The following is an 18009-nucleotide window of genomic DNA, read 5'->3' as shown; positions in this document are numbered from 1 at the left end:
AATCTCTTAGGCAACAAAACCTTTCTTGAATGAGAGGAGATGTTCCTTGAGGAGGCTTTCGACATTTTCCGTCAGTGCTTTTTCGGTACGGATTGCTTCCAATACTGTTGCCCCATCTGACTCGAGTGATGTGAGGAACTCCTGTTCAAATCGGCCCAGTACGTCGACCGCGATGTCATCGAGGTGTCCCCGCGAGAGTGCATAGAGGAGGGCGACTTCTTTCTCGACCGTGAGCGGCGCATACTGCGGCTGCTTCAAGAGTTCCACCGCTCGACGACCGCGCTCGATCAGTGAACGAGTATTCTCATCGAGGTCGGAGCCGAACTGTGCGAAAGCCTCCATCTCACGGAACTGGGCGAGGTCGAGACGAAGCGTCCCCGCCACCTGTTTCATCGCCTTGATCTGAGCGGCTGATCCGACGCGTGAGACCGAGATACCGACATTCAAGGCTGGACGAATGCCCTTGTAAAAAAGATCGGACTCGAGATAGATCTGGCCGTCTGTGATCGAGATGACATTGGTCGGGATATAGGCCGAGACATCACCCGCCTGTGTCTCGATGATAGGAAGCGCCGTGAGCGATCCACCGCCATTCTCGGCATTCAATTTTGCGCTGCGCTCCAAGAGCCGCGAGTGGACATAAAAGACATCTCCGGGATACGCTTCACGACCCGGCGGACGACGGAGGATGAGCGAGATCTGGCGATACGCCACCGCGTGCTTGGAGAGATCATCATAGATGACCAGTACGTCTTTCCCCTGATCCATGAAGTATTCGCCCATGGCACAACCGGCATAGGGCGCGATATAGGACAGCGCGGCAGACTCGGAAACACCCGCGACGACGATTGTCGTATACTCCATCGCTCCGGCTTTCTCAAGCTCGGCTCTGATCCGAGCGACTTTAGATGCCTTCTGGCCGATAGCGACATAGATACAGAGCACACCTTGTCCCTTTTGGTTGATGATCGTGTCGATCGCGACGGCGGTCTTGCCCGTCTGTCGGTCACCGATGATGAGCTCGCGCTGGCCGCGACCCACTGGGATGAGCGCGTCGATCGCCTTGATACCCGTCTGGAGCGGTTGATGCACCGACTGGCGCGTGATGACACCCGGCGCGATCTTTTCAACAGGATAGAATATATCACTCTTGATCTCGCCCTTGCCATCGATGGCTTTGCCGAGGGCATTCACGACACGGCCGACCAGCCCCTCACCGACTGGGACTGACAGAATACGACCCGTTGCTTTAACTTTCGTACCTTCGGAGAGGTCACCCATCTCACTCATAATCATCACACCGACTTCGCTCTCTTCGAGGTTGAGTGCGACACCGAGCGCCCCGTTTTCGAATTCCACCATCTCCGACGCCATGACCTCGGACAGTCCCGCCACGCGTGCGACGCCGTCACCGACCTCAAGGACGGTACCGATCGATTCTCGTTCCACTGCATGATGGAATTGCGCGAGTTCCTTTTTCAGTTCTTCGATAAGCGGATTGGACATAGCAAGCAAGTCACAATGATTTATGGAGTTCTCTGAGCGCCCGGGAGACTGAGCCGTCATAGCGTGTATCGCCGGTCTCTAACCGAAGGCCGCCGATAAGCGCGGGATTTTCGTGGAATTCGATCGCGACACCTTGCCCTGACTTCCCCAAGAGGCGAGCCGCTTCTTCGGTAACACGCTTCCGCCACAAGGCATCCAATGGATGGGCGGTGGTCGCTTTGATAGAGAGATTGCCAGACATAGCAGCGACATGTGCCTCGAGGGTGCGACTGATCTTGCCCGCCCGGCGACCGAGCCGATGGCGACGGAGGAACTGAGCGAGGGCCGCGGCGAGGTCACTCCCCTTCAGCTGTCCCGAAGTGTGGAGTTCACCGACGGCCCGAGCAAGTTGTGCGTCGACAATTCGCATAGGTATTATTCAGCTGACTTCAAGGATCGCTCGACAAGTTGAGTATCGATCTTAGTATCCACCACATCTCCGAGGACACGTTCCGTTACCTTGATAACGAGATCAGAAATCTCGGCCTTTGCCTCTCGGACGAGCCGTGCCTTTTCTTCGGCTAGATGTGAATCCGCCTCAGTGATCATTTTGTCGATCTTACCCTTCGTCTCGCGGAGCATGTGGGCATCGCGCTCTTTGGCACTCGTTTCGGCCTTCGAGAGGATATCCCGTGCCTCTTCCCGGGCAGCCGCCATGACTCGTTTCTCTTCTTCGACAATCTCCTGAAGTTTCACCTGAGACTGGGCTGCGTCCGAAAGCCCCTGCTCAATCTTTTTCGTCCGTGCCTCGAGCGCGAGGAGGATCGGCCGATACGCGTACCGACGCAAGACCCAAAGCAGCACAATGAAGTTCACCGCCTGAGCGATGAGGAGCTTCCAATCAATGCCGAGTTTTGCGAGAACTTCCATAGAGTAGCTGACGACTTAGGGCCCACTCCCAATAACTTTCAATCCGGGAAAAAATGGAGTGTTTCGGATGCGATGCAAGGCGTGGTCGAAGAGCAGAGTAAGCGGTACAGAAAGGTACCGCGGCGAGCACTGGAGACCAGAACGAGGCAGCGCGCCGAAACAAACATTTTATCCAAACAAAATCATCAAGGCGACAACGAGAGCATAGATGGCGACCGCTTCCGTCACGGCAATCGCGAGGATCATGGTCGTCTGCACCTTCGACTGTGCCTCTGGGTTGCGTCCGATAGCTTCGAGCGCCTTCGAGGCGAGGATACCGAGACCGATGCCCGGGCCGATGGCACCCAGACCCATGGCGAGTGCCGCGCCAATCATTTTCGCTGCTTCCAGTTCCATACAATTCTCTAATTAATACGAGTTATCTTCCTCGGGTGAAACACGAAATAAAACGCCTCCAGTCTACCCCAAAGTAAACACCTTGTCCAATCTCAATTATTTTCAGTGCTCCGGTGGAATCGTCGCCATCTTCAAGAAGACAAGCGTGAGCATCGCGAACACGACCGCCTGGATGAAGCCGACGAAAATCTCGAGGAAAAGGAATGGGAGCGGCAGAAAATACGGCACCAGGTGGAGCATGACAGTCAGAAGCACTTCACCCGCAAACACATTGCCAAAGAGACGAAAGGTAAACGAAATGGTCTTGCCGACTTCCGACACGAGCTCCAGGATACCGACAGCGGTCCCGATACCGTATGGCTTGTGAAGCGGACTAACGAAAAACTTCTGACCATATTTCACGATACCCATCGCTGCGATACCGGTGAATTGGATTGTGAGGACGGTGATGAGCGAGAGAGCGAGAGTGAAGTTCAGGTCTGCCGATGTGCTCCGGAGAAACGGGATGATAGTCGCATGGCCAGCCTCGCCATGAGTGAGACCGACTGTGCCGAGCCCCGGGAGGAGTCCCGCCCAATTCGAACACAGCACAAACAGGAAAATGGTCGCGATCAACGGAAAGAACTGTAGCGCCTGTTTCCGGTCAACAGTCACCGACTGAACCAGGTCGAGGAGTGATTCGACGATGATCTCGAGGACATTTTGTGCACCCCGCGGGACCTCTTTCCAGTGTTCGACGATACGACGAGTGAAGAGCATAAGCGCCCCTGAGACAATCGCTCCGATGAGAAAAGCATTCGTCACCGGAAAGGTGCCAAACGAGAAAAGTTTTTCCGCGGCAATAGAGATTTCCATAATCTGAATTGGATACGCAAAAAGAAGGATTGCCCTTCTTTTTAAGCGCTTCTAGTCTAATGGCGAACGAGCGATACGTCAATTAGCTCATCTCCGCACCGCCGGGTAAGTCGTCCTCAAAGCGAGAAAAGGTCCGAGATGGTGTTTCTAAGTTACGCAGCCTGTCGCTCGTCAGACTCTCCCGGACGCGCCGCAGGTTTCTCGAAACTCTCTGGATGATCGGTCTGCATCTGTTTGATACTGTGGAGGAGTTTCTCTTGTTCAGCGGTCGCGTCTTCCTCCGCGGTCCCGGGTGCGGCAGAGACTTGCTCCACCCTCCCACCCTGCCAATCATCATGCGATGCATTGGGAAGCGCATATATCGAACCACCCGTCTGCGACTCCCGTTCTGCCTGTTGTGTAAGAGGTGTCGCGTCGAAGCCTTTTCCAGTAGGGGCTGACAGGTCCCCCCGATAGATCCCTTCTTCCACTGCTCCCTGCGCTCGCGATAATTCCGGTGGTAGCTCTGTCTGCGGCGCTATTACAGATGTATCGGATTTTTTGAACCATTCTTTGAACATACGATTTTTTTCAACAAATTATGCACTCTCACCGTATCACGGCTCCTTCAAGCTGAATGAGTTACTCCCGTATCTCGACCTCTCAGATGAATCATCTCTTTCGCAGACGGCAATGGAAGCTGGAGCTCATCGGACGTACCCCGATACACTTCCCCGAGCTCTTCCGCCCGCAACATCTGCTGGAAATGATTCGGACTCTCGGTACCCATAGTTCCCCTCCCCTTAGTGATGTACAAATCGTCCAGGGGGCCATCGATACTGCCATTGGGGGGCTGATTCGGATCAACCGCTGGTGCCCCAGCTGATGCGCTGAGAGGCGGCAAATTGAGATGGAGCGCTCCCGGACCATCGCCCGCGTGAGCAGATTCATCATCCGGAGTGATCCTACCCGATCCTACATGATTCGTACCATAACTGATCGGCGCATCCGCCCGGAAACCATCCTCATTCAACGAAGCCTCAACCGTCACAAGCGGCAAACCGAGGACTACTGGGTCCTCTGGTTTTGTTTCGTCCGTAGCGGTCCGATCCTCCAAGACCTGACCCTCCAACCCTCCTACCTCAACCACTTTCTCCTTACCGAAAACAGACTCAAACAAGCTCATAGCGTTGCGTTAACTATTTGTAGTATACCTGGTCAGTCATCTTTCCGAAAACGCACCTTACATTCTCTCGGGTCTTCATCTCTACGACAGTCTGGTCCTCGCCATGCAGTTTCGCCACTGCTTCACTGACATACGACACATACGCCGGCTCATTGCGCTCCCCGCGTTTCGTCTGCGGCGCGAGAAATGGGCAATCCGTCTCGATGAGTAGCCGGTCGAGCGGGATAAGCTTCACCGTCTCACGGAGATCGTCTTTCGTCCCAGCCACAATCGCTTTTACTGGATAGGTGATATTCCCCGTAAAAGAAAAGTAGACATTGGGCAGCTCCAGGAACTGCTTTGTCGCTTCGGTATCGCCCATGTAGCAGTGCAGGATGAATCTCAAATCTTGATTCTGAAATTTCGAATCGGAAAGAATATCAAAAAGATCACCATAGGCATCGCGACAATGGATGATGACAGGTAGTTTGCATTCCTGCGCCAGATCAAGCTGCAACAGAAACCCGTCCCTCTGTCTCCCCTTCACCTCCTCCGTTACCGGGTTTTCACGCCCGAAATAATCCAACCCGCACTCCCCGATTGCTATCACTTTTGGATGTCGGGCCAATTCTCTCAGCTCTGGTAACCAAAATTCCTGATTCTTCATTCTTGATTCATCTGCAAGAAACTCATGCGGATGGATACCGACAGAGGCAAAGATCTCGGGGTGTTCCTCGGCCAGCGCGACACACTGCCGGCTTTCCTCGACCGTACAGCCGATCGCAAACATGCCATCAATCCCCGCCGCCCGGGCGCGTGCGATCACCGCGTCGCGATCCACGTCATACTGCGGCATGTAGAGATGAGTGTGGATATCGTACATATAGTTACCTCCGCTGCAACTTATTCTGTTACTTTCTTTTCAAAGGGGGTGAACGTTATCTCTATACCTCTTTCCCGACACCAGAGAATAAAATCCTCCGTTGCCTTTTCTCTCTCTTCCGGTTTCGCGTTGCCGACCTTGACCTGTTCATTGGTATATTCATATCCGAAACCTTCATCGGAACCTGTCCCCGCCATTCTCGCGTGCGACACGGAAGCGAAATCTCTTTGGATATTTTTTGGGATATCTTTTAGGAGTCTCCGAGCAATCGTTTCATCAGGAATAACAATCTGTGCATAGTACTTCCTCACCCTTTCTGCATCAACCGCAGCACCTCCCCTCTCTTGTGATATTGTTTGCTGTACCGCATTCATTTTTACCGCCTCTTCAACCGCTGCTTTCCGCTGTTCCTGCAGATACGGATGGAAAAAATCAACTCGATACTTCCAGACACCTTCCCCATCGACAACCACCCCTTCCGTCGGATCCGAGATCTGCCCACCCCTTTCTATTCCCTCTGACGCCCGAGGGTCATCATATCTATCAAGCCAAGACAATTCGGAGGCTGCCCGAATATCCACCAGACTGGGAGGCATGCGCTGAAATGCCTTTTCGTGCGACTTCTCAAGATCGAGAGACTCGGCCGAACTGATCGGATGCGTATGTGCCAACAGTATTTTTTGATTCTTTGTCCTCGACATTCTCATGTTTTCATTCCGATCCGGGAGTGTACCACCGTATTTCCCTATGAATGTTGCTGATACGATTTCAACCCTTCCATCCGGTTTGATCGCATACATAGAAAAAAACTCGTTATCAAACTCACGGGCTGCCTTGTGGAGAAGTGCTAGCACTTCCTCTTCGTTGGAAAACGTTCCATCACGAAACTCCTGTTCAAATGCGTACTTTGCATCGCGCTGTCTCGACTCCAGAGCCTCCGTTTCTTGTTCTCCCCCCAGGACCACGGCTGTCTTCCCCTCCCCCTTCGTCTCTTCAACATCCTTACCAACCGGAGCGAACTCATTTGGTAGGACTACCTCATTGCCAGAGTCACCCGCCACTACTGACTCAGTCCCTCGATCAGGTATATCAGGCTGCCTCTCCGGTTCGAGTTGCACATACGCACTCGGCGCCTCGACCCTCTCACCAGCACCAGCAGCATTGGGCATCATCATCGCCATACCAGCGAGCGGGCCAGCGAGCTTCTGCAGCTTCTGACGGAAACGAGCGAGGGCACCTTCTTCCTGCTTCCTGATCTCCGCAAGCTTCCCTACGAGACCGATTTCTTCGTCGACACTTCTCAGCGTCTCTTTCGATACTCCGGCCCGTGCGCCGTATTCCCGCGTATTCCGCAGCATCTCCTCCTCTGCCGCTTGCGAATCATGCAAATCCGCTGACCCCTCTGCATCTTTGAAAGCAGCATTCACCCGCCGGACCGTCTCGATAGCGGATATCTCCTTCGATGCTATTTCCAGCCTTGGGCTTAATTGTTCCTGAGAAGAACTATTCTCAGGCTTCTGTCGTTCCATGTATTTTTTGTAAGATATCCGTTGCCGCTCTCTCATCGACTGCGCTCGTCCACTCGTGTTCGAGATCTGCGCGCTGTTTTCGCAGTGCACCCATGTCGCGCCGGAATTCAGCCACGGCTTCCCGCAGCTCCTTGTCGATATTCTCGATATCCGTCGCGACAATAGTCATACTCATTTTTCAGTCTTGATCCGCTGAAACAACGGTTCAACTTTCCCCGTCTTGAGTGCAGTTTCAATTTTTTCTGATGTTGATGGGAGGAATGGCCTGAGCAATACTGCTATCTTGTAGATTTCCTGCATCAAAACGAGATGATTACTCTCAAACTTTTTGTAATCAGTCTTAACGAGTTCCCAGGGCTTATTCTCATCTATTGAACGGTTAAGGACGGCAATATAAGTCCAGATATGCGCCAACGCATCAGCCACTCGAAATTCTTCAAGAAGATCCGATGTTTCTTTCGTTCCGAAATCATCTTCTACAGAAAAAGAAACCTCGAGCTTCTCAGAAAGCTTCATCACGCGCGAGACAAGATTGCCGAGACCATTCGCCAGGTCGGCATTATACTTCTCGGTCATTTTCTCCCAGGACAAATCGCCATCTTTTGAGTACGGCAACGCGGTGAGGAGGAGGTAGCGCGTCCCGTCGACGCCGAATTTCTCCACGAGCTCGTCGGGATAGATGACGTTACCGAGCGTCTTCGACATCTTTTGCCCATTGATCGTCAGGTACTCGTGGGCATAGATCGTCGTCGGGAGCGGCAGTCCGGCCGACAGGAGCATCGCTGGCCAATAGATCGCATGGAAACGGAGGATGCCTTTGCCGATGACATGCACGCGCTCGGAATCACTCGTCCAGAATTTTTTGTACAGTTCGCCATCTGTCGCATAATCGAGCGCCGTGATGTAGTTGGACAGGGCATCCACCCACACATACATGATCTGACTCTCGTCACCCGGCACCGGGACGCCCCAGCCTTTAGCCCGCGCGACCGAACGCGAGATCGAGAAATCCTCCAGTCCCATCTTGATGAACGATACGACTTCGTTCTTCCGATAATCGGGATAGATCTTCAGTTCACCACTCTCAATCAGTGCAAGCAATCTATCAGCGTAGTTTGAGAGCTTGAAAAACCAATTCTCTTCCTCTACTACTTCCGGCGCAACCTTATGATCGGGACAGAGACCGTCAACGAGATCCTTCTCCATTTTGAATTCTTCGCAGCCGACACAGTAGAGGCCACTGTACTTCTTCAAATATAAATCTTCTTTCTTGAACGCATTCCACATTTTTTTCGCCCCCTCAAAATGCCGCGGTTCAGTTGTGCGAATAAACTGGTCAAAGGAGAGATCGAGCGAACCAGCGAGTGCCTTGAAACTCTCGGCATTCTCTGCGACAAACTCCGCAACTGGTCGCCCCACTCGCTCAGCTGCTTGGACATTCTTCAGACTGTTCTCGTCCGAACCCGTGAGGAAATACACATCCTCTTTTCCGCGTTGGAGCACTTGATAGCGCGCTACAACATCGGTCAGCACTTTCTCCACGGCATGCCCGACATGGGGTGCCGCATTCACATAATCAATGGCGGTAGTGATGAAAAATGGCTTGGGCATACCGGGAAGTAGAAGTTCAAGTATTATTGTAGAAATATTCTTTCAGGCGCCTTCTCAATAAGCGAGCACCTTGACTGGTTTTGAGATACTTTTCACGACGCAACGCATCCTTTCCTTCGCAACATGCTTCATAGTATATCAGCTTCAGAGGTACGTATGGCTTTGTCGAAAACACCTTGCTTTCATTATGTTCTGTCAATCGACGCCTTAAGTCACTCGTCACACCAACATAAACAAATTTCTTCGCTATATTTCTCAACACATAGACATAATGGAAGCTGCTTGAACTTTCACTTCCCGGCATATTTTTGTGCGTAGAGAGCGATTTCTTGATAGAGCGACGGGATTGATTCCAGGTCCTTAAATGTTGACGGCCGGATCCACCGGTATTCACTATGCTCTTCGGAGAGCGTGACCACCGTGTCATCAGTGTCGCAGAGGAAGGTGATCCCGACCTTGAACTCGCCGGTATCCTTGCGAAACGTGAAGACATTGAAGGGCTCGCTTATCCTAACCTTGATACCCGCTTCTTCCATGATTTCCCGCTCGAGCGCTTGCTGTGGCGTCTCTTCATGGTCGACGCCCCCGCCGACGGTCTCCCAGACACCAGGCAGATGATCATCCTGGTCACTGCGCTTCACAACGAGGATTTCTCCTGCTGCATTCCGGACAATCCCTTTTACTGCGAGATAAAATTGCATCCTGAGGCAATAAATGGCTTATTCAGACCCTTTCAGTATAGCATCCTTGACTTTCCGGTCACTATGATGTATACTGGTATGGTTTGTTGTTATTTCCAACCAGCTAGCTGAACGGCTAGCAACTCACAAGGGGTGTAGAATGCGATACCATGGTATCAAATATCGTCGTATCAGGATGTTCTGGTACGACCACGGGGGGACATTGTTCGTCACCCTGGGGGTCGCAATCGTAGTGGGCAGTTTCTACCTGCTACTGTCCATTGATTGCAGCACTGGTGGGAGCTGCACTTTGGCAAATGACGGTCTCGCGAACGCCGTCCTCGGCCCGAGGAAGTAGTCGACTGTCGTCCCACAACCCGAAGCCCGATACGCATTGCGTACTCGGGCTTCGAAACTTTCCACCGACCGATCACACCCTTTTATACACTCTTTTCGAAGTCCTTTTTCCACATCGCGTCGATCTTGGATGCGAGCACGAAGTCGTTCAGGTGGAGTCCCTGGATGGCATGGGTGAAAAGCGTGAGTCTTACTTCCTTCCAGCCGTGAAGCAAAATATCCGGGTGATGCCCCTCTGCTTCGGCGATAGCGCCGACCTGATTGACGAAGGTGAGCGCTTCCGCAAAATCCTTGAAAACATAATCCTTATGAATCTTCTTGTCGGCTTCATTCGTCCACCCCTCCACGACCGCTAGGTACGTAGCAATCACTTCCGAAGAGAGCGGATCTACTCCCCCTTCGCACGGTACACATTTTTTGTTGATCAGGTCCATAGGCTTCAAGCGTAAGCGATGATGGTAAACTCCCCCTTTACTTTTGCTGGCCGCTCGGCAAAATAAGCGATCACCTCGGCCACGTTTCCCCGGACGATTTCCTCATACACTTTTGTCAGCTCACGGCCGATGATGAGGCGCTTTTCTGGCGCAAGTGACTGGAGCAGTTCCAGATTCTTCATGAACCGATGCGGTGACTCATAGTATATGACCGGAACCTCGCTCGCCGCCACCCGTTTGAAATACGTCTCGCGTCCTTTCTTGTGCGGTGGGAAACCGAGGAAGACGAATTCCCGCATATCAATCCCGGCGACCGAGACGAGTGCCGCGAGCGCGGACACGCCCGGGATGGGCACGACTGCGATACCCCGAGCGATCGCAAGCGACACGAGCACATTCCCCGGATCCGATAGCCCCGGCGTCCCAGCATCAGTGACGACCGCAGCACTCTCGCCGTCTTCGATTCGCCCGAGGAATGATTCCAGCTTCTTCACCTCGGTGTGTTCGTGCGCCGAATACACCGAGACCGCGATCTCATACTTCAATAGGAGCTTTTTCGTCACGCGCGTATCTTCCGCCAAGACGAAATCCACAGACTTGAGTGTCTCGATCGCCCGCAGCGTGATATCACCGAGATTCCCGATCGGTGTTCCGACGACGTAGAGCGTCCCTTTCATGTCTTCATCCATACGCGAGTTACAGCTGTTTCCTCCGACCTGAGACGAAGCTCCTCCGCGGTTTCAGTCGTTCGGTATTCCCAAACTCTTCATCTGAATCTTGATATGTTTTCAGACATTCCTGGATATAATCACCTACCCGGGCTGAAGTCGCTTCCTGTAGTGGGTACCCCGCATCACGGAGGGCGCGCAGAGCACGCAGCGCGTGTGCACTCGCGTCCCTCTCTTCGAGCATCTGAGCTTCAGCATCATTTCTTTCAAAATGAGTCTTGAAGATCTTGTCAGCCAGCCTTCCAAATGTCGCCCGTACTGTCATGCCGTCCGGACCGGAAGGAAGTCCTGCTGCATCGTTCCAAGCATGACCAACCTCATGAAACAATGCATACACCCCTTCCGGCGTATCGATATCCCCATAGTACACAACGTGCTCCTTATGGCCTCTCTCTGGGTTACCATACTGAAAATACCTCTCTGTCTCCTCGCCTTGCCCAGTGATACCTGGGCGAAACTGGACTCCCTCAGGGAGTAAGTTATCAACATACAGCTTTTCACCAGTTTGGCTGCATAAGGCGACCCGTGTATGTGTTTCTCCATCTACCACAAACTCTTCCTCTCTGACCATAAGTGGCTGTTCACTACCTACAGCGAAGTCTCTGGTTTGAACAAGTTTCTCACCTTCAAATATTTTGTCCCGCCCCGTTCCGATGGATACCTTTCTTTCCGCTTTTCGAATAGGATTCTCTGTACTCAACCTCTCGAACAGCAACCGCAATGTTTGTTCTTGTTCATTTCTTCGTTGAGTACCTTCTGGCGATTCCAAAGACAGAAACTCCGGACGAGAGAGTCCCGCCAGCAACGCCTGAATCCTCTCCGTGTCTTCTCCCGCCTGATTTTCAGGCTTCACTGTCGGAAATTGCTGCTTGCACAGACTTTCCGGTGTCACGTTTCTGCCTCCTTGATTTGGAAGCTCTATGCTACCGGCGGTACCTTTGATTTTATTCGTGTTTATCGATTCGAACATACGCGCGTCTCCACTTAAACACTTACAGCCTCACCAGTTTCTCGAGTTTCTTCTTGTCGGCTTTCGGTCCAATGACCGCAAGGTTGAGTTTCTTGTTTCGAAAGATATCTTTCGCGACACGGAGCACATCCTTGGCCGTCACCTGATCGATTTTCTTGGCGATCTCCTGCGGTAACTTGATTTCACCCTTGAGCGTTTCCTGAGTGACCAGGTATTCGATGATATCGTCTGATCCTTCAAACCCGAGCGCCATCTGTCCCTTCATGTGTTCTTTGGCTTTCTTCAATTCTTCATCGCCAACTTGTTCATCGGCGATCCGACGATACTCAGTCAGGATGACTTTCACTGTCTCATCCAAGTTCTGATGTTCCACTCCGCTTTGAGTCGTGAGATAACCGACATCGTGATAACTGTCGCTGCTCGTCGTGACCCGATAGGCGAGTCCGCGCCGCTCCCGAACTGAGAGGAACAGTCGCGATGACATCCCACCACCGAGGACCGTCGCGAGGACCGAGAGCGCATACCGGTCCGGATGCCCCATCGGATACGTTCGCACCCCGAGGAGGAGGTGGGTCTGATCCGTCTTTTTGTTCTGGATGAAGACCCCCGGCTTCGACTGCTGGTCTTTCAATTTTTTGAACGTCGGTTTTTTCCCAGTACGGATGGTGGCAAAATGCTGCTTGACCGCCGCGAGCACTTGCTTCGGATCGATATTGCCCGCGACACCGACAACGACGTTTTCCGCCACGTAGCCGCGCGCGAGATACTTGATGAAGTCAGCCCGGCGGAATGCATGGAGGTTCTCCTTGGTCCCGATGATTTCCCAGCCCAAGGGGGTATCGCCGTACAGATGCGACTCCCACAAGTCATTGATGTGACGCATCGGCGTATCCTCGTACATGTTGAGCTCTTGAAGGATCGCGCCCTTCTCGCGGTCGATCTCTTCTTGTTCGATCTTGGCATTCAGGAACAGGTCCGAGACGATATCGAGCGCCGTGTCCCAATGCCGCGCTTCAACCTTGGCATAGTACGCCGTCCGGTCCTTGCCCGTGTACGCATTGTATTCCGCACCGAGCTCATCGAGCTCTTTGGAGATATCGATCGCATTCGGCCGCTTCTTCGTCCCCTTGAAAAACATGTGCTCGAGGAAGTGTGCCAGGCCATTTTCGGCACGTGTCTCATAGCGACTCCCCACCCCCGTCATGATGAAGACCGTCGCCGTCTGCGTGTCCTGCATCGGTGCGAGGATGATGCGCAACCCATTCTTCAAAGTGTGTTTCTTGTAGTTCATACTAATGCCAGAAGTAAAGCGTAATTAATTAGGAGGCTGCTTTGTATACGGTAGTCAACAACTATGTAGCTCGAGGATGGCTAAGCATTAATACCACCATCCCCATTAAGATCAGAAACCGAACCTTCATAGATATTCAACGAGCTCGACCCCACAAATGACCGATGACCACAATACCTATAGACATAACCAAAACCGGTAAACCAAGGACGATAAGGAAATCAGACATAAGATGTGCACCAACACCAGCACCAACTAGTATTGAACAGAATAGTCCAAAAATACAAATGGGAATCAAGGCAATAAGCACTACCGTTGGTCGATATTGTATCTTCTTCTCTCCAGCATCAGCCTCTATGTTATCCGTCCCCATAGAAGTTTCATTCGTTTCTGAAGATTGGTCTTGTTGTTCCATATACATTATTAATAAGCAATGGTTACCGTCGCAGCTGATGACTCAACTCCTCAGTCTTCACCCATTCTTCAACGTGTGTTTCTTGTAGTTCATACAGTTACTCAGTAATTGGCAAAACGAGTTCATTCCCTCCCTCATCTTTTGTGGTGTATCTACTACCATCAATATGTAAACGGATATAGTCCATCGCGCCAGGTTTCTCCCCCTCGATGATGTAGCTCATGGCCGGCGCATTCTTCGCCCTTGACTGCAATGCCCCCAAAACCTTGCGGTCTTTCCCATTGATTTTCGCAGTACACTGCTCCGCAGCAAAGGACCCGTCGGAGCGCCGGACGGCCTGTAGCTCAATTGAGATTTTCCCCAGTGTTGGATGTTCGACGCTGCCAGAAAATGGTTTTTCTTTCCACCCTCGCTGCTCCTGCGTATCGGGCGTTTGTATCTTCTCGAGAGTACTCGGAACTGGTTCTGCTTGGGCAGCAGTAGCATCAACAGCCAGCGCCGTTCCAACAGCGAGTGCTGCTACAAACTCTTTCAACTTTCCACCGGATGCGCCTGATTTGATGGCTGAAATCAATTTCTCTGCGTTCTCGCCACTCTCTTGCCTATCATTTGCAGCCTCGCTAGCAACAATTGCTGGATCAATAGGAGATGCAGACAGCGACTCGCTAGTATTGCCTGCTGTCAAAGTGATCTCGTTTCCCTCTCTTTTTTTGTCTGCCGTACCCAAATCGATTTCAAGCTCATCGGATTCGGATGGGGAAGATACTGGTTGTTTTTTTTCAGGATTATACATACTCATACGTATTTACTCTTTATTTGATCATCTCAGGTTACAGTCCTACCTCGATCCGCCACTTCATCGGGATAAATGTCAGATTGATCGGGTGCGGGAAATTACTTTCTTTCTTCCAGGCGATGATACGCGACTTCAATGATTCAAATAACTTATCCTCCTCCTTGATAAGACTTACGTTCATCTGGACAAAAACTTCTACTGGCCAGGCTTTCACTTTTATTTGCGAATCATTCGCATACACGATGACATCCTCGATTTCTGTCACTTCGGCCACGATCTTCTGAATTGCTTCCGAGAGGGCCCGAGCATCCGCTGGATTTACTTTCTCCTGATCAAAATCGACACGGACTATCGGCATAACATTATATTAATCCCTTGATAGATATGTCTTGAGCTCTTCTATCTTCACCCGCTCCTGCTGCATGCTGTCGCGATCACGGACGGTGACGGTGCCAGCCAGGTCCGGATTCTCGCCGAGGGTGTCGAAGTCGACCGTGACGCAGTACGGCGTGCCGATCTCGTCCTGGCGGCGATAGCGCTTGCCGACATTGCCATTGTCATCGAACTCCGAGCGGAAATCTTTTTTGAGCTTCTGATACACTTCGCGTGCCTTGTTCACTAGTTCCGGCTTATTCTTCATGAGTGGGAAGACCGCCACTTGTACCGGGGCAAGCTGTTTCGGGAGTTTCAGCACAATGCGTGTATCGTCTTCAGTGATCTTCTCTTCAGAATAAGCGTCGGTCAAGACGGCCAGAAAGGTGCGCTCGAGGCCGACGGACGTCTCCACGATCCATGGGATGTATTTTTCATTCGTCACCGGGTCGCGATATGAGAGATCGACACCCGAGAATTTCGAGTGCTGGGTCAGATCATAATCGCTCCGATTATGCACACCTTCAAGCTCCTTGAAGCCAAAGGGGAAATTGTACTCGATATCCCAAGCCGCCTTGGCATAGAAGACCAGATTCTCATGCTGGTGCCAACGGAGGTTCTCTGGTTTGATGCCGAGATCGATATAGTACTGGAAACGCTTGGCGCGCCACTCTTCATACACCGTCGCCGCCTCTTCCGGCCGGATGAAGTACTGCATTTCCATCTGTTCAAATTCGCGCTTGCGGAAGATGAACTGGCGGGCGGTGATCTCATTGCGAAAGGCTTTGCCAATCTGTGCGATACCGAATGGCACCTTCACCCGCGACGAATCGAGGACGTTCTTGAAATTCACATAGATCCCCTGACACGTCTCACCCCGGAGGTAGGTCGGCCCGCCCGCATCGCTCTGCGAAGCGTCTCGGGCAGGCTCTTTGGTCCAGCTCTCAGTAAAGTTTCCTAAGTTTGATTTGACGAGGAGATTGAAGCTCTTCGCCTCGGTGAAATTACTCTTGCCACATTTCGGGCATTTCACTTTTTCCTTGTTTTCTGTGAAAAGCGCATTGATCTCCGCTTCGGTCATCTTTTCATCAGCAAAGACATCGACCGCTTCAAGGAGATGATCAACTCGAACACGTGTGTGACACTCTTTGCATTCCGCAAGTGGATCGCTAAATCCGCCGACATGCCCCGATGCCTCCCAGACTTTCGGATGCATGAAGATGGCACTGTCGAGCCCCACGATATTGTCGTGATCGCGGACCATCGCTTTCCACCAGGCCTCGCGGATGTTTTTGGCCAGTTCGACACCATACGGGCCGAAGTCATACACCGCTGCAAAACCGCCGTAGATTTCCGACGACGGAAACACGAAGCCGCGTCGCTTGGCGAGCGAGATGATCTTGTCCATCAGACCGTCTTGTTTTTCCGTCATAATCATTCTTTACATTCCCTCTCTTCCAAGGTTGACAAAAAAGCGCTTTTTCCCTATATTCAGCAGATTCTTTACCATAGTGAATATATCAACATTCACTCCATCCATCAACCGATCCAACCCACTGGAGCACTCCATGACAGAGACCTTCCCCGAACAACTCCGCACACTTAACCAGGCTGTCAATTTCCTGAATCGCGCTGGCAATACCGCCACACTCTCAGAAGTCCGGACCATCATGTATCTCAACCTCTTCGGTGTGCAAGGACTCGACCACCTACAAGTTCTCTTCGAACGCCGCGATTGGCGCAGCCTCTCGACACAACTCACCGCGACTGCTCATCAACGATCCCGGAGGCTGAAGAATCGAGCGGCCGAATACACAAGCCAAGACCATCCTGCATTCCACCAAGACGTTCGGCTCGTCATAGTCATGAAAGGGCTCGCTCGCAACATCGGGCGTTGGATCCCTCAGACATACCCATCCGACTGATTGATGCCATCGATTCTTAACCAAGCGCGAAGCAGCATCCTGCTCCGCGCCGTTTTTTTTATCTTGAAAAAATAGCGAGTCCCTACTCTTCGCGAAGCTCTCGCATGAGCCCGAGATAGAAGGCGAGATTGTGCAGGGTCGCGAGGCGGCCGGCGAGCGGTTCGGCCGCCGCAAACTGATGACGGAGATAGCTTTTGGAATATTCCCGGAGGAGCGGGATCGGACTGTCGGCATCGATCGGTGAGAAATCTTCGCGAAAGGCTTCGCTCGTCAGATTCTCCGTCTGATAAAAACTACCGATGGTATCCAGGGTCTTCCCCGTCCGGTAAAAAAGTCGCCCGTGCCGTCCCTCACGTGTCGGGATGACGCAGTCAAACATATCGACCCCGGCCCTGACCGCCATGACGATTTCCTCCGGGCGGCCAAGTCCCATGAGGTAGCGCGGTTTGTTCGCTGGAAGATGTGGAAGAGTTGCTGCTAGGATATCTGATAGGCTCTCACGCGGTTCACCAACTGCGACTCCGCCGATCGCATAGCCATCAAATCCGATCGCTGTCAGTTCACGTACCGATTGTTCGCGGAGTTTCGGATACGTGGAACCCTGGACGATACCAAAAAGAAGCGGCCGGTTTTCTGTGAGGTCGAGTTCGACAATGCGCTTTTCGAAATGTGCCTTAGCTCGCGCCGCCCAACGCGTCGTCCGCTCAAGCGAAGCGAGCGCATACTCGCGTGTGCACGGATACGGCGGACACTCGTCGAGGACCATGATGATATCTGAGCCGAGATTGAGCTGGATATCGATCGACTTTTCTGGCGAAAGGAAATAGGTGTTGCCATTCGTCGGATCCTGAAACTCCACCCCCTCCTCCGAAAGTTTCACACCGCTTTTCCCAAAGCGCTCACCAGCCCGCGCCCCCAAGGAAAACACCTGGAAACCGCCCGAGTCTGTGAGAATCGACCTGCCCCAGCACATGAATTGATGGAGATCACCCGCGCGCGCGATTAGATCATCACCTGGCCGTAGCCATAGGTGATAGGTATTGCCGAGGACGATCTCCGCCCCGAGCATGTGAAGGTCGTCTGTCGTAAGATGCTTCACTGTGCCACGGGTCGCGATCGGCATGAAAACCGGCGTCTGGACGGCGCCGTTTCTCGTGACGAGTATGTGCTTTCTCTTTACCGCTGTATCCATCGCTGTTTCTGGTGTC

General features: G+C 52.3%; 23 protein-coding genes. 1 reads left to right on the top strand and 22 read right to left on the bottom strand.

Translation table 11 applies throughout. From position 1 onward, the window contains the following. Nucleotides 1-6: 6 nt before the first annotated feature. From atpA to IPJ68_00335, 21 genes are all read right to left on the bottom strand, one after another. Complete coding sequence (atpA, locus tag IPJ68_00435) at nucleotides 7-1506, bottom strand: F0F1 ATP synthase subunit alpha (GenBank protein ID QQR78743.1); 1500 nt, start codon at nucleotides 1504-1506, stop codon at nucleotides 7-9. A gap of 10 nt (nucleotides 1507-1516) precedes the next feature. Then, complete coding sequence (locus IPJ68_00430; protein ID QQR78742.1) at nucleotides 1517-1915, bottom strand: F0F1 ATP synthase subunit delta; 399 nt, start codon at nucleotides 1913-1915, stop codon at nucleotides 1517-1519. 5 nt (nucleotides 1916-1920) lie between these two features. Beyond that, nucleotides 1921-2415: a F0F1 ATP synthase subunit B gene (gene atpF, locus IPJ68_00425; GenBank protein QQR78741.1), complete on the bottom strand. Its 495-nt coding sequence runs from the start codon at nucleotides 2413-2415 to the stop codon at nucleotides 1921-1923. Nucleotides 2416-2583: 168 nt separating this feature from the next. Further along, nucleotides 2584-2811, bottom strand: a complete 228-nt coding sequence (gene atpE, locus IPJ68_00420) for an ATP synthase F0 subunit C (protein QQR78740.1) — start codon at nucleotides 2809-2811, stop codon at nucleotides 2584-2586. 102 nt (nucleotides 2812-2913) lie between these two features. Then, entirely contained in the window at nucleotides 2914-3666 is a 753-nt protein-coding gene (gene atpB, locus IPJ68_00415; protein ID QQR78739.1) for a F0F1 ATP synthase subunit A, read from the bottom strand. A gap of 152 nt (nucleotides 3667-3818) precedes the next feature. Next, nucleotides 3819-4226 carry a hypothetical protein gene (locus IPJ68_00410; GenBank protein QQR78738.1) on the bottom strand — a complete coding sequence of 136 codons (408 nt, stop codon included), beginning with the start codon at nucleotides 4224-4226 and terminating at the stop codon, nucleotides 3819-3821. A gap of 47 nt (nucleotides 4227-4273) precedes the next feature. Then, the gene (locus IPJ68_00405; GenBank protein ID QQR78737.1) at nucleotides 4274-4831 is read right to left on the bottom strand and encodes a hypothetical protein; all 558 of its coding nucleotides are present in this window, start codon (nucleotides 4829-4831) and stop codon (nucleotides 4274-4276) included. 13 nt (nucleotides 4832-4844) lie between these two features. After that, nucleotides 4845-5693 carry a TatD family hydrolase gene (locus tag IPJ68_00400; protein ID QQR78736.1) on the bottom strand — a complete coding sequence of 283 codons (849 nt, stop codon included), beginning with the start codon at nucleotides 5691-5693 and terminating at the stop codon, nucleotides 4845-4847. Between the two features lie 20 nt (nucleotides 5694-5713). Continuing rightward, complete coding sequence (locus IPJ68_00395) at nucleotides 5714-7222, bottom strand: hypothetical protein (protein QQR78735.1); 1509 nt, start codon at nucleotides 7220-7222, stop codon at nucleotides 5714-5716. Further along, nucleotides 7203-7391: a hypothetical protein gene (locus IPJ68_00390; GenBank protein ID QQR78734.1), complete on the bottom strand. Its 189-nt coding sequence runs from the start codon at nucleotides 7389-7391 to the stop codon at nucleotides 7203-7205. The genes IPJ68_00395 and IPJ68_00390 overlap by 20 nt, the downstream gene beginning before the upstream one ends. Nucleotides 7392-7393: 2 nt before the next feature. After that, nucleotides 7394-8833, bottom strand: coding sequence for a methionine--tRNA ligase (locus IPJ68_00385; protein ID QQR78733.1), 1440 nt, complete (start codon nucleotides 8831-8833; stop codon nucleotides 7394-7396). Between the two features lie 16 nt (nucleotides 8834-8849). Continuing rightward, entirely contained in the window at nucleotides 8850-9137 is a 288-nt protein-coding gene (locus tag IPJ68_00380; protein QQR78732.1) for a GIY-YIG nuclease family protein, read from the bottom strand. After that, nucleotides 9124-9534 carry an NUDIX domain-containing protein gene (locus tag IPJ68_00375; GenBank protein ID QQR78731.1) on the bottom strand — a complete coding sequence of 137 codons (411 nt, stop codon included), beginning with the start codon at nucleotides 9532-9534 and terminating at the stop codon, nucleotides 9124-9126. Before IPJ68_00375 ends, IPJ68_00380 begins: the two co-directional genes overlap by 14 nt. Nucleotides 9535-9953: 419 nt before the next feature. Further along, nucleotides 9954-10304: a 4a-hydroxytetrahydrobiopterin dehydratase gene (locus IPJ68_00370; protein QQR78730.1), complete on the bottom strand. Its 351-nt coding sequence runs from the start codon at nucleotides 10302-10304 to the stop codon at nucleotides 9954-9956. Nucleotides 10305-10309: 5 nt separating this feature from the next. Further along, nucleotides 10310-10981 (bottom strand): 16S rRNA (cytidine(1402)-2'-O)-methyltransferase, encoded by a 672-nt coding sequence (gene rsmI / locus IPJ68_00365; protein ID QQR79230.1) that lies wholly within the window; start codon nucleotides 10979-10981, stop codon nucleotides 10310-10312. 19 nt (nucleotides 10982-11000) lie between these two features. After that, nucleotides 11001-11603, bottom strand: a complete 603-nt coding sequence (locus IPJ68_00360) for a hypothetical protein (GenBank protein ID QQR78729.1) — start codon at nucleotides 11601-11603, stop codon at nucleotides 11001-11003. 421 nt (nucleotides 11604-12024) lie between these two features. Further along, nucleotides 12025-13293: an insulinase family protein gene (locus IPJ68_00355; GenBank protein ID QQR78728.1), complete on the bottom strand. Its 1269-nt coding sequence runs from the start codon at nucleotides 13291-13293 to the stop codon at nucleotides 12025-12027. 136 nt (nucleotides 13294-13429) lie between these two features. Then, entirely contained in the window at nucleotides 13430-13708 is a 279-nt protein-coding gene (locus tag IPJ68_00350; GenBank protein QQR78727.1) for a hypothetical protein, read from the bottom strand. Nucleotides 13709-13805: 97 nt separating this feature from the next. After that, on the bottom strand, nucleotides 13806-14501 hold the full coding sequence (locus IPJ68_00345; GenBank protein QQR78726.1) for a hypothetical protein: 696 nt from the start codon (nucleotides 14499-14501) through the stop codon (nucleotides 13806-13808). A 37-nt stretch (nucleotides 14502-14538) separates the two neighbouring features. Further along, a complete protein-coding gene (locus IPJ68_00340; protein ID QQR78725.1) occupies nucleotides 14539-14862 on the bottom strand; it encodes a hypothetical protein in 324 nt (107 codons plus the stop codon). Nucleotides 14863-14871: 9 nt separating this feature from the next. Further along, a complete protein-coding gene (locus IPJ68_00335) occupies nucleotides 14872-16308 on the bottom strand; it encodes a glycine--tRNA ligase (protein QQR78724.1) in 1437 nt (478 codons plus the stop codon). A 136-nt stretch (nucleotides 16309-16444) separates the two neighbouring features. Between IPJ68_00335 and IPJ68_00330 the strand changes: the two genes are divergently transcribed. Next, complete coding sequence (locus IPJ68_00330) at nucleotides 16445-16801, top strand: hypothetical protein (GenBank protein ID QQR78723.1); 357 nt, start codon at nucleotides 16445-16447, stop codon at nucleotides 16799-16801. Between the two features lie 82 nt (nucleotides 16802-16883). Here IPJ68_00330 and tgt read toward each other — a convergent pair whose 3' ends face one another. After that, nucleotides 16884-17993, bottom strand: coding sequence for a tRNA guanosine(34) transglycosylase Tgt (tgt, locus tag IPJ68_00325; GenBank protein ID QQR78722.1), 1110 nt, complete (start codon nucleotides 17991-17993; stop codon nucleotides 16884-16886). Between the last annotated feature and the right edge of the window lie 16 nt (nucleotides 17994-18009).

It is taken from the genome of Candidatus Moraniibacteriota bacterium (genome assembly GCA_016699425.1).
GTDB lineage: Bacteria > Patescibacteriota > Minisyncoccia > Moranbacterales > UBA1568 > SSEF01.
Note: the sequence above shows the minus strand (reverse complement) of the source record. Positions and strands in the feature narration are given on the sequence as shown.

Bases quoted from the DNA above. Each gene is read 5' to 3' on its own strand.
- atpA (QQR78743.1), bottom strand. From the start codon at position 1,506: ATGTCCAATCCGCTTATCGAAGAACTGAAAAAGGAACTCGCGCAATTC.
- IPJ68_00430 (QQR78742.1), bottom strand. From the start codon at position 1,915: ATGCGAATTGTCGACGCACAACTTGCTCGGGCCGTCGGTGAACTCCAC.
- atpF (QQR78741.1), bottom strand. From the start codon at position 2,415: ATGGAAGTTCTCGCAAAACTCGGCATTGATTGGAAGCTCCTCATCGCT.
- atpE (QQR78740.1), bottom strand. From the start codon at position 2,811: ATGGAACTGGAAGCAGCGAAAATGATTGGCGCGGCACTCGCCATGGGT.
- atpB (QQR78739.1), bottom strand. From the start codon at position 3,666: ATGGAAATCTCTATTGCCGCGGAAAAACTTTTCTCGTTTGGCACCTTT.
- IPJ68_00410 (QQR78738.1), bottom strand. From the start codon at position 4,226: ATGTTCAAAGAATGGTTCAAAAAATCCGATACATCTGTAATAGCGCCG.
- IPJ68_00405 (QQR78737.1), bottom strand. From the start codon at position 4,831: ATGAGCTTGTTTGAGTCTGTTTTCGGTAAGGAGAAAGTGGTTGAGGTA.
- IPJ68_00400 (QQR78736.1), bottom strand. From the start codon at position 5,693: ATGTACGATATCCACACTCATCTCTACATGCCGCAGTATGACGTGGAT.
- IPJ68_00395 (QQR78735.1), bottom strand. From the start codon at position 7,222: ATGGAACGACAGAAGCCTGAGAATAGTTCTTCTCAGGAACAATTAAGC.
- IPJ68_00390 (QQR78734.1), bottom strand. From the start codon at position 7,391: ATGACTATTGTCGCGACGGATATCGAGAATATCGACAAGGAGCTGCGG.
- IPJ68_00385 (QQR78733.1), bottom strand. From the start codon at position 8,833: ATGCCCAAGCCATTTTTCATCACTACCGCCATTGATTATGTGAATGCG.
- IPJ68_00380 (QQR78732.1), bottom strand. From the start codon at position 9,137: ATGCCGGGAAGTGAAAGTTCAAGCAGCTTCCATTATGTCTATGTGTTG.
- IPJ68_00375 (QQR78731.1), bottom strand. From the start codon at position 9,534: ATGCAATTTTATCTCGCAGTAAAAGGGATTGTCCGGAATGCAGCAGGA.
- IPJ68_00370 (QQR78730.1), bottom strand. From the start codon at position 10,304: ATGGACCTGATCAACAAAAAATGTGTACCGTGCGAAGGGGGAGTAGAT.
- rsmI (QQR79230.1), bottom strand. From the start codon at position 10,981: ATGAAAGGGACGCTCTACGTCGTCGGAACACCGATCGGGAATCTCGGT.
- IPJ68_00360 (QQR78729.1), bottom strand. From the start codon at position 11,603: ATGGTCAGAGAGGAAGAGTTTGTGGTAGATGGAGAAACACATACACGG.
- IPJ68_00355 (QQR78728.1), bottom strand. From the start codon at position 13,293: ATGAACTACAAGAAACACACTTTGAAGAATGGGTTGCGCATCATCCTC.
- IPJ68_00350 (QQR78727.1), bottom strand. From the start codon at position 13,708: ATGGAACAACAAGACCAATCTTCAGAAACGAATGAAACTTCTATGGGG.
- IPJ68_00345 (QQR78726.1), bottom strand. From the start codon at position 14,501: ATGTATAATCCTGAAAAAAAACAACCAGTATCTTCCCCATCCGAATCC.
- IPJ68_00340 (QQR78725.1), bottom strand. From the start codon at position 14,862: ATGCCGATAGTCCGTGTCGATTTTGATCAGGAGAAAGTAAATCCAGCG.
- IPJ68_00335 (QQR78724.1), bottom strand. From the start codon at position 16,308: ATGACGGAAAAACAAGACGGTCTGATGGACAAGATCATCTCGCTCGCC.
- IPJ68_00330 (QQR78723.1), top strand. From the start codon at position 16,445: ATGACAGAGACCTTCCCCGAACAACTCCGCACACTTAACCAGGCTGTC.
- tgt (QQR78722.1), bottom strand. From the start codon at position 17,993: ATGGATACAGCGGTAAAGAGAAAGCACATACTCGTCACGAGAAACGGC.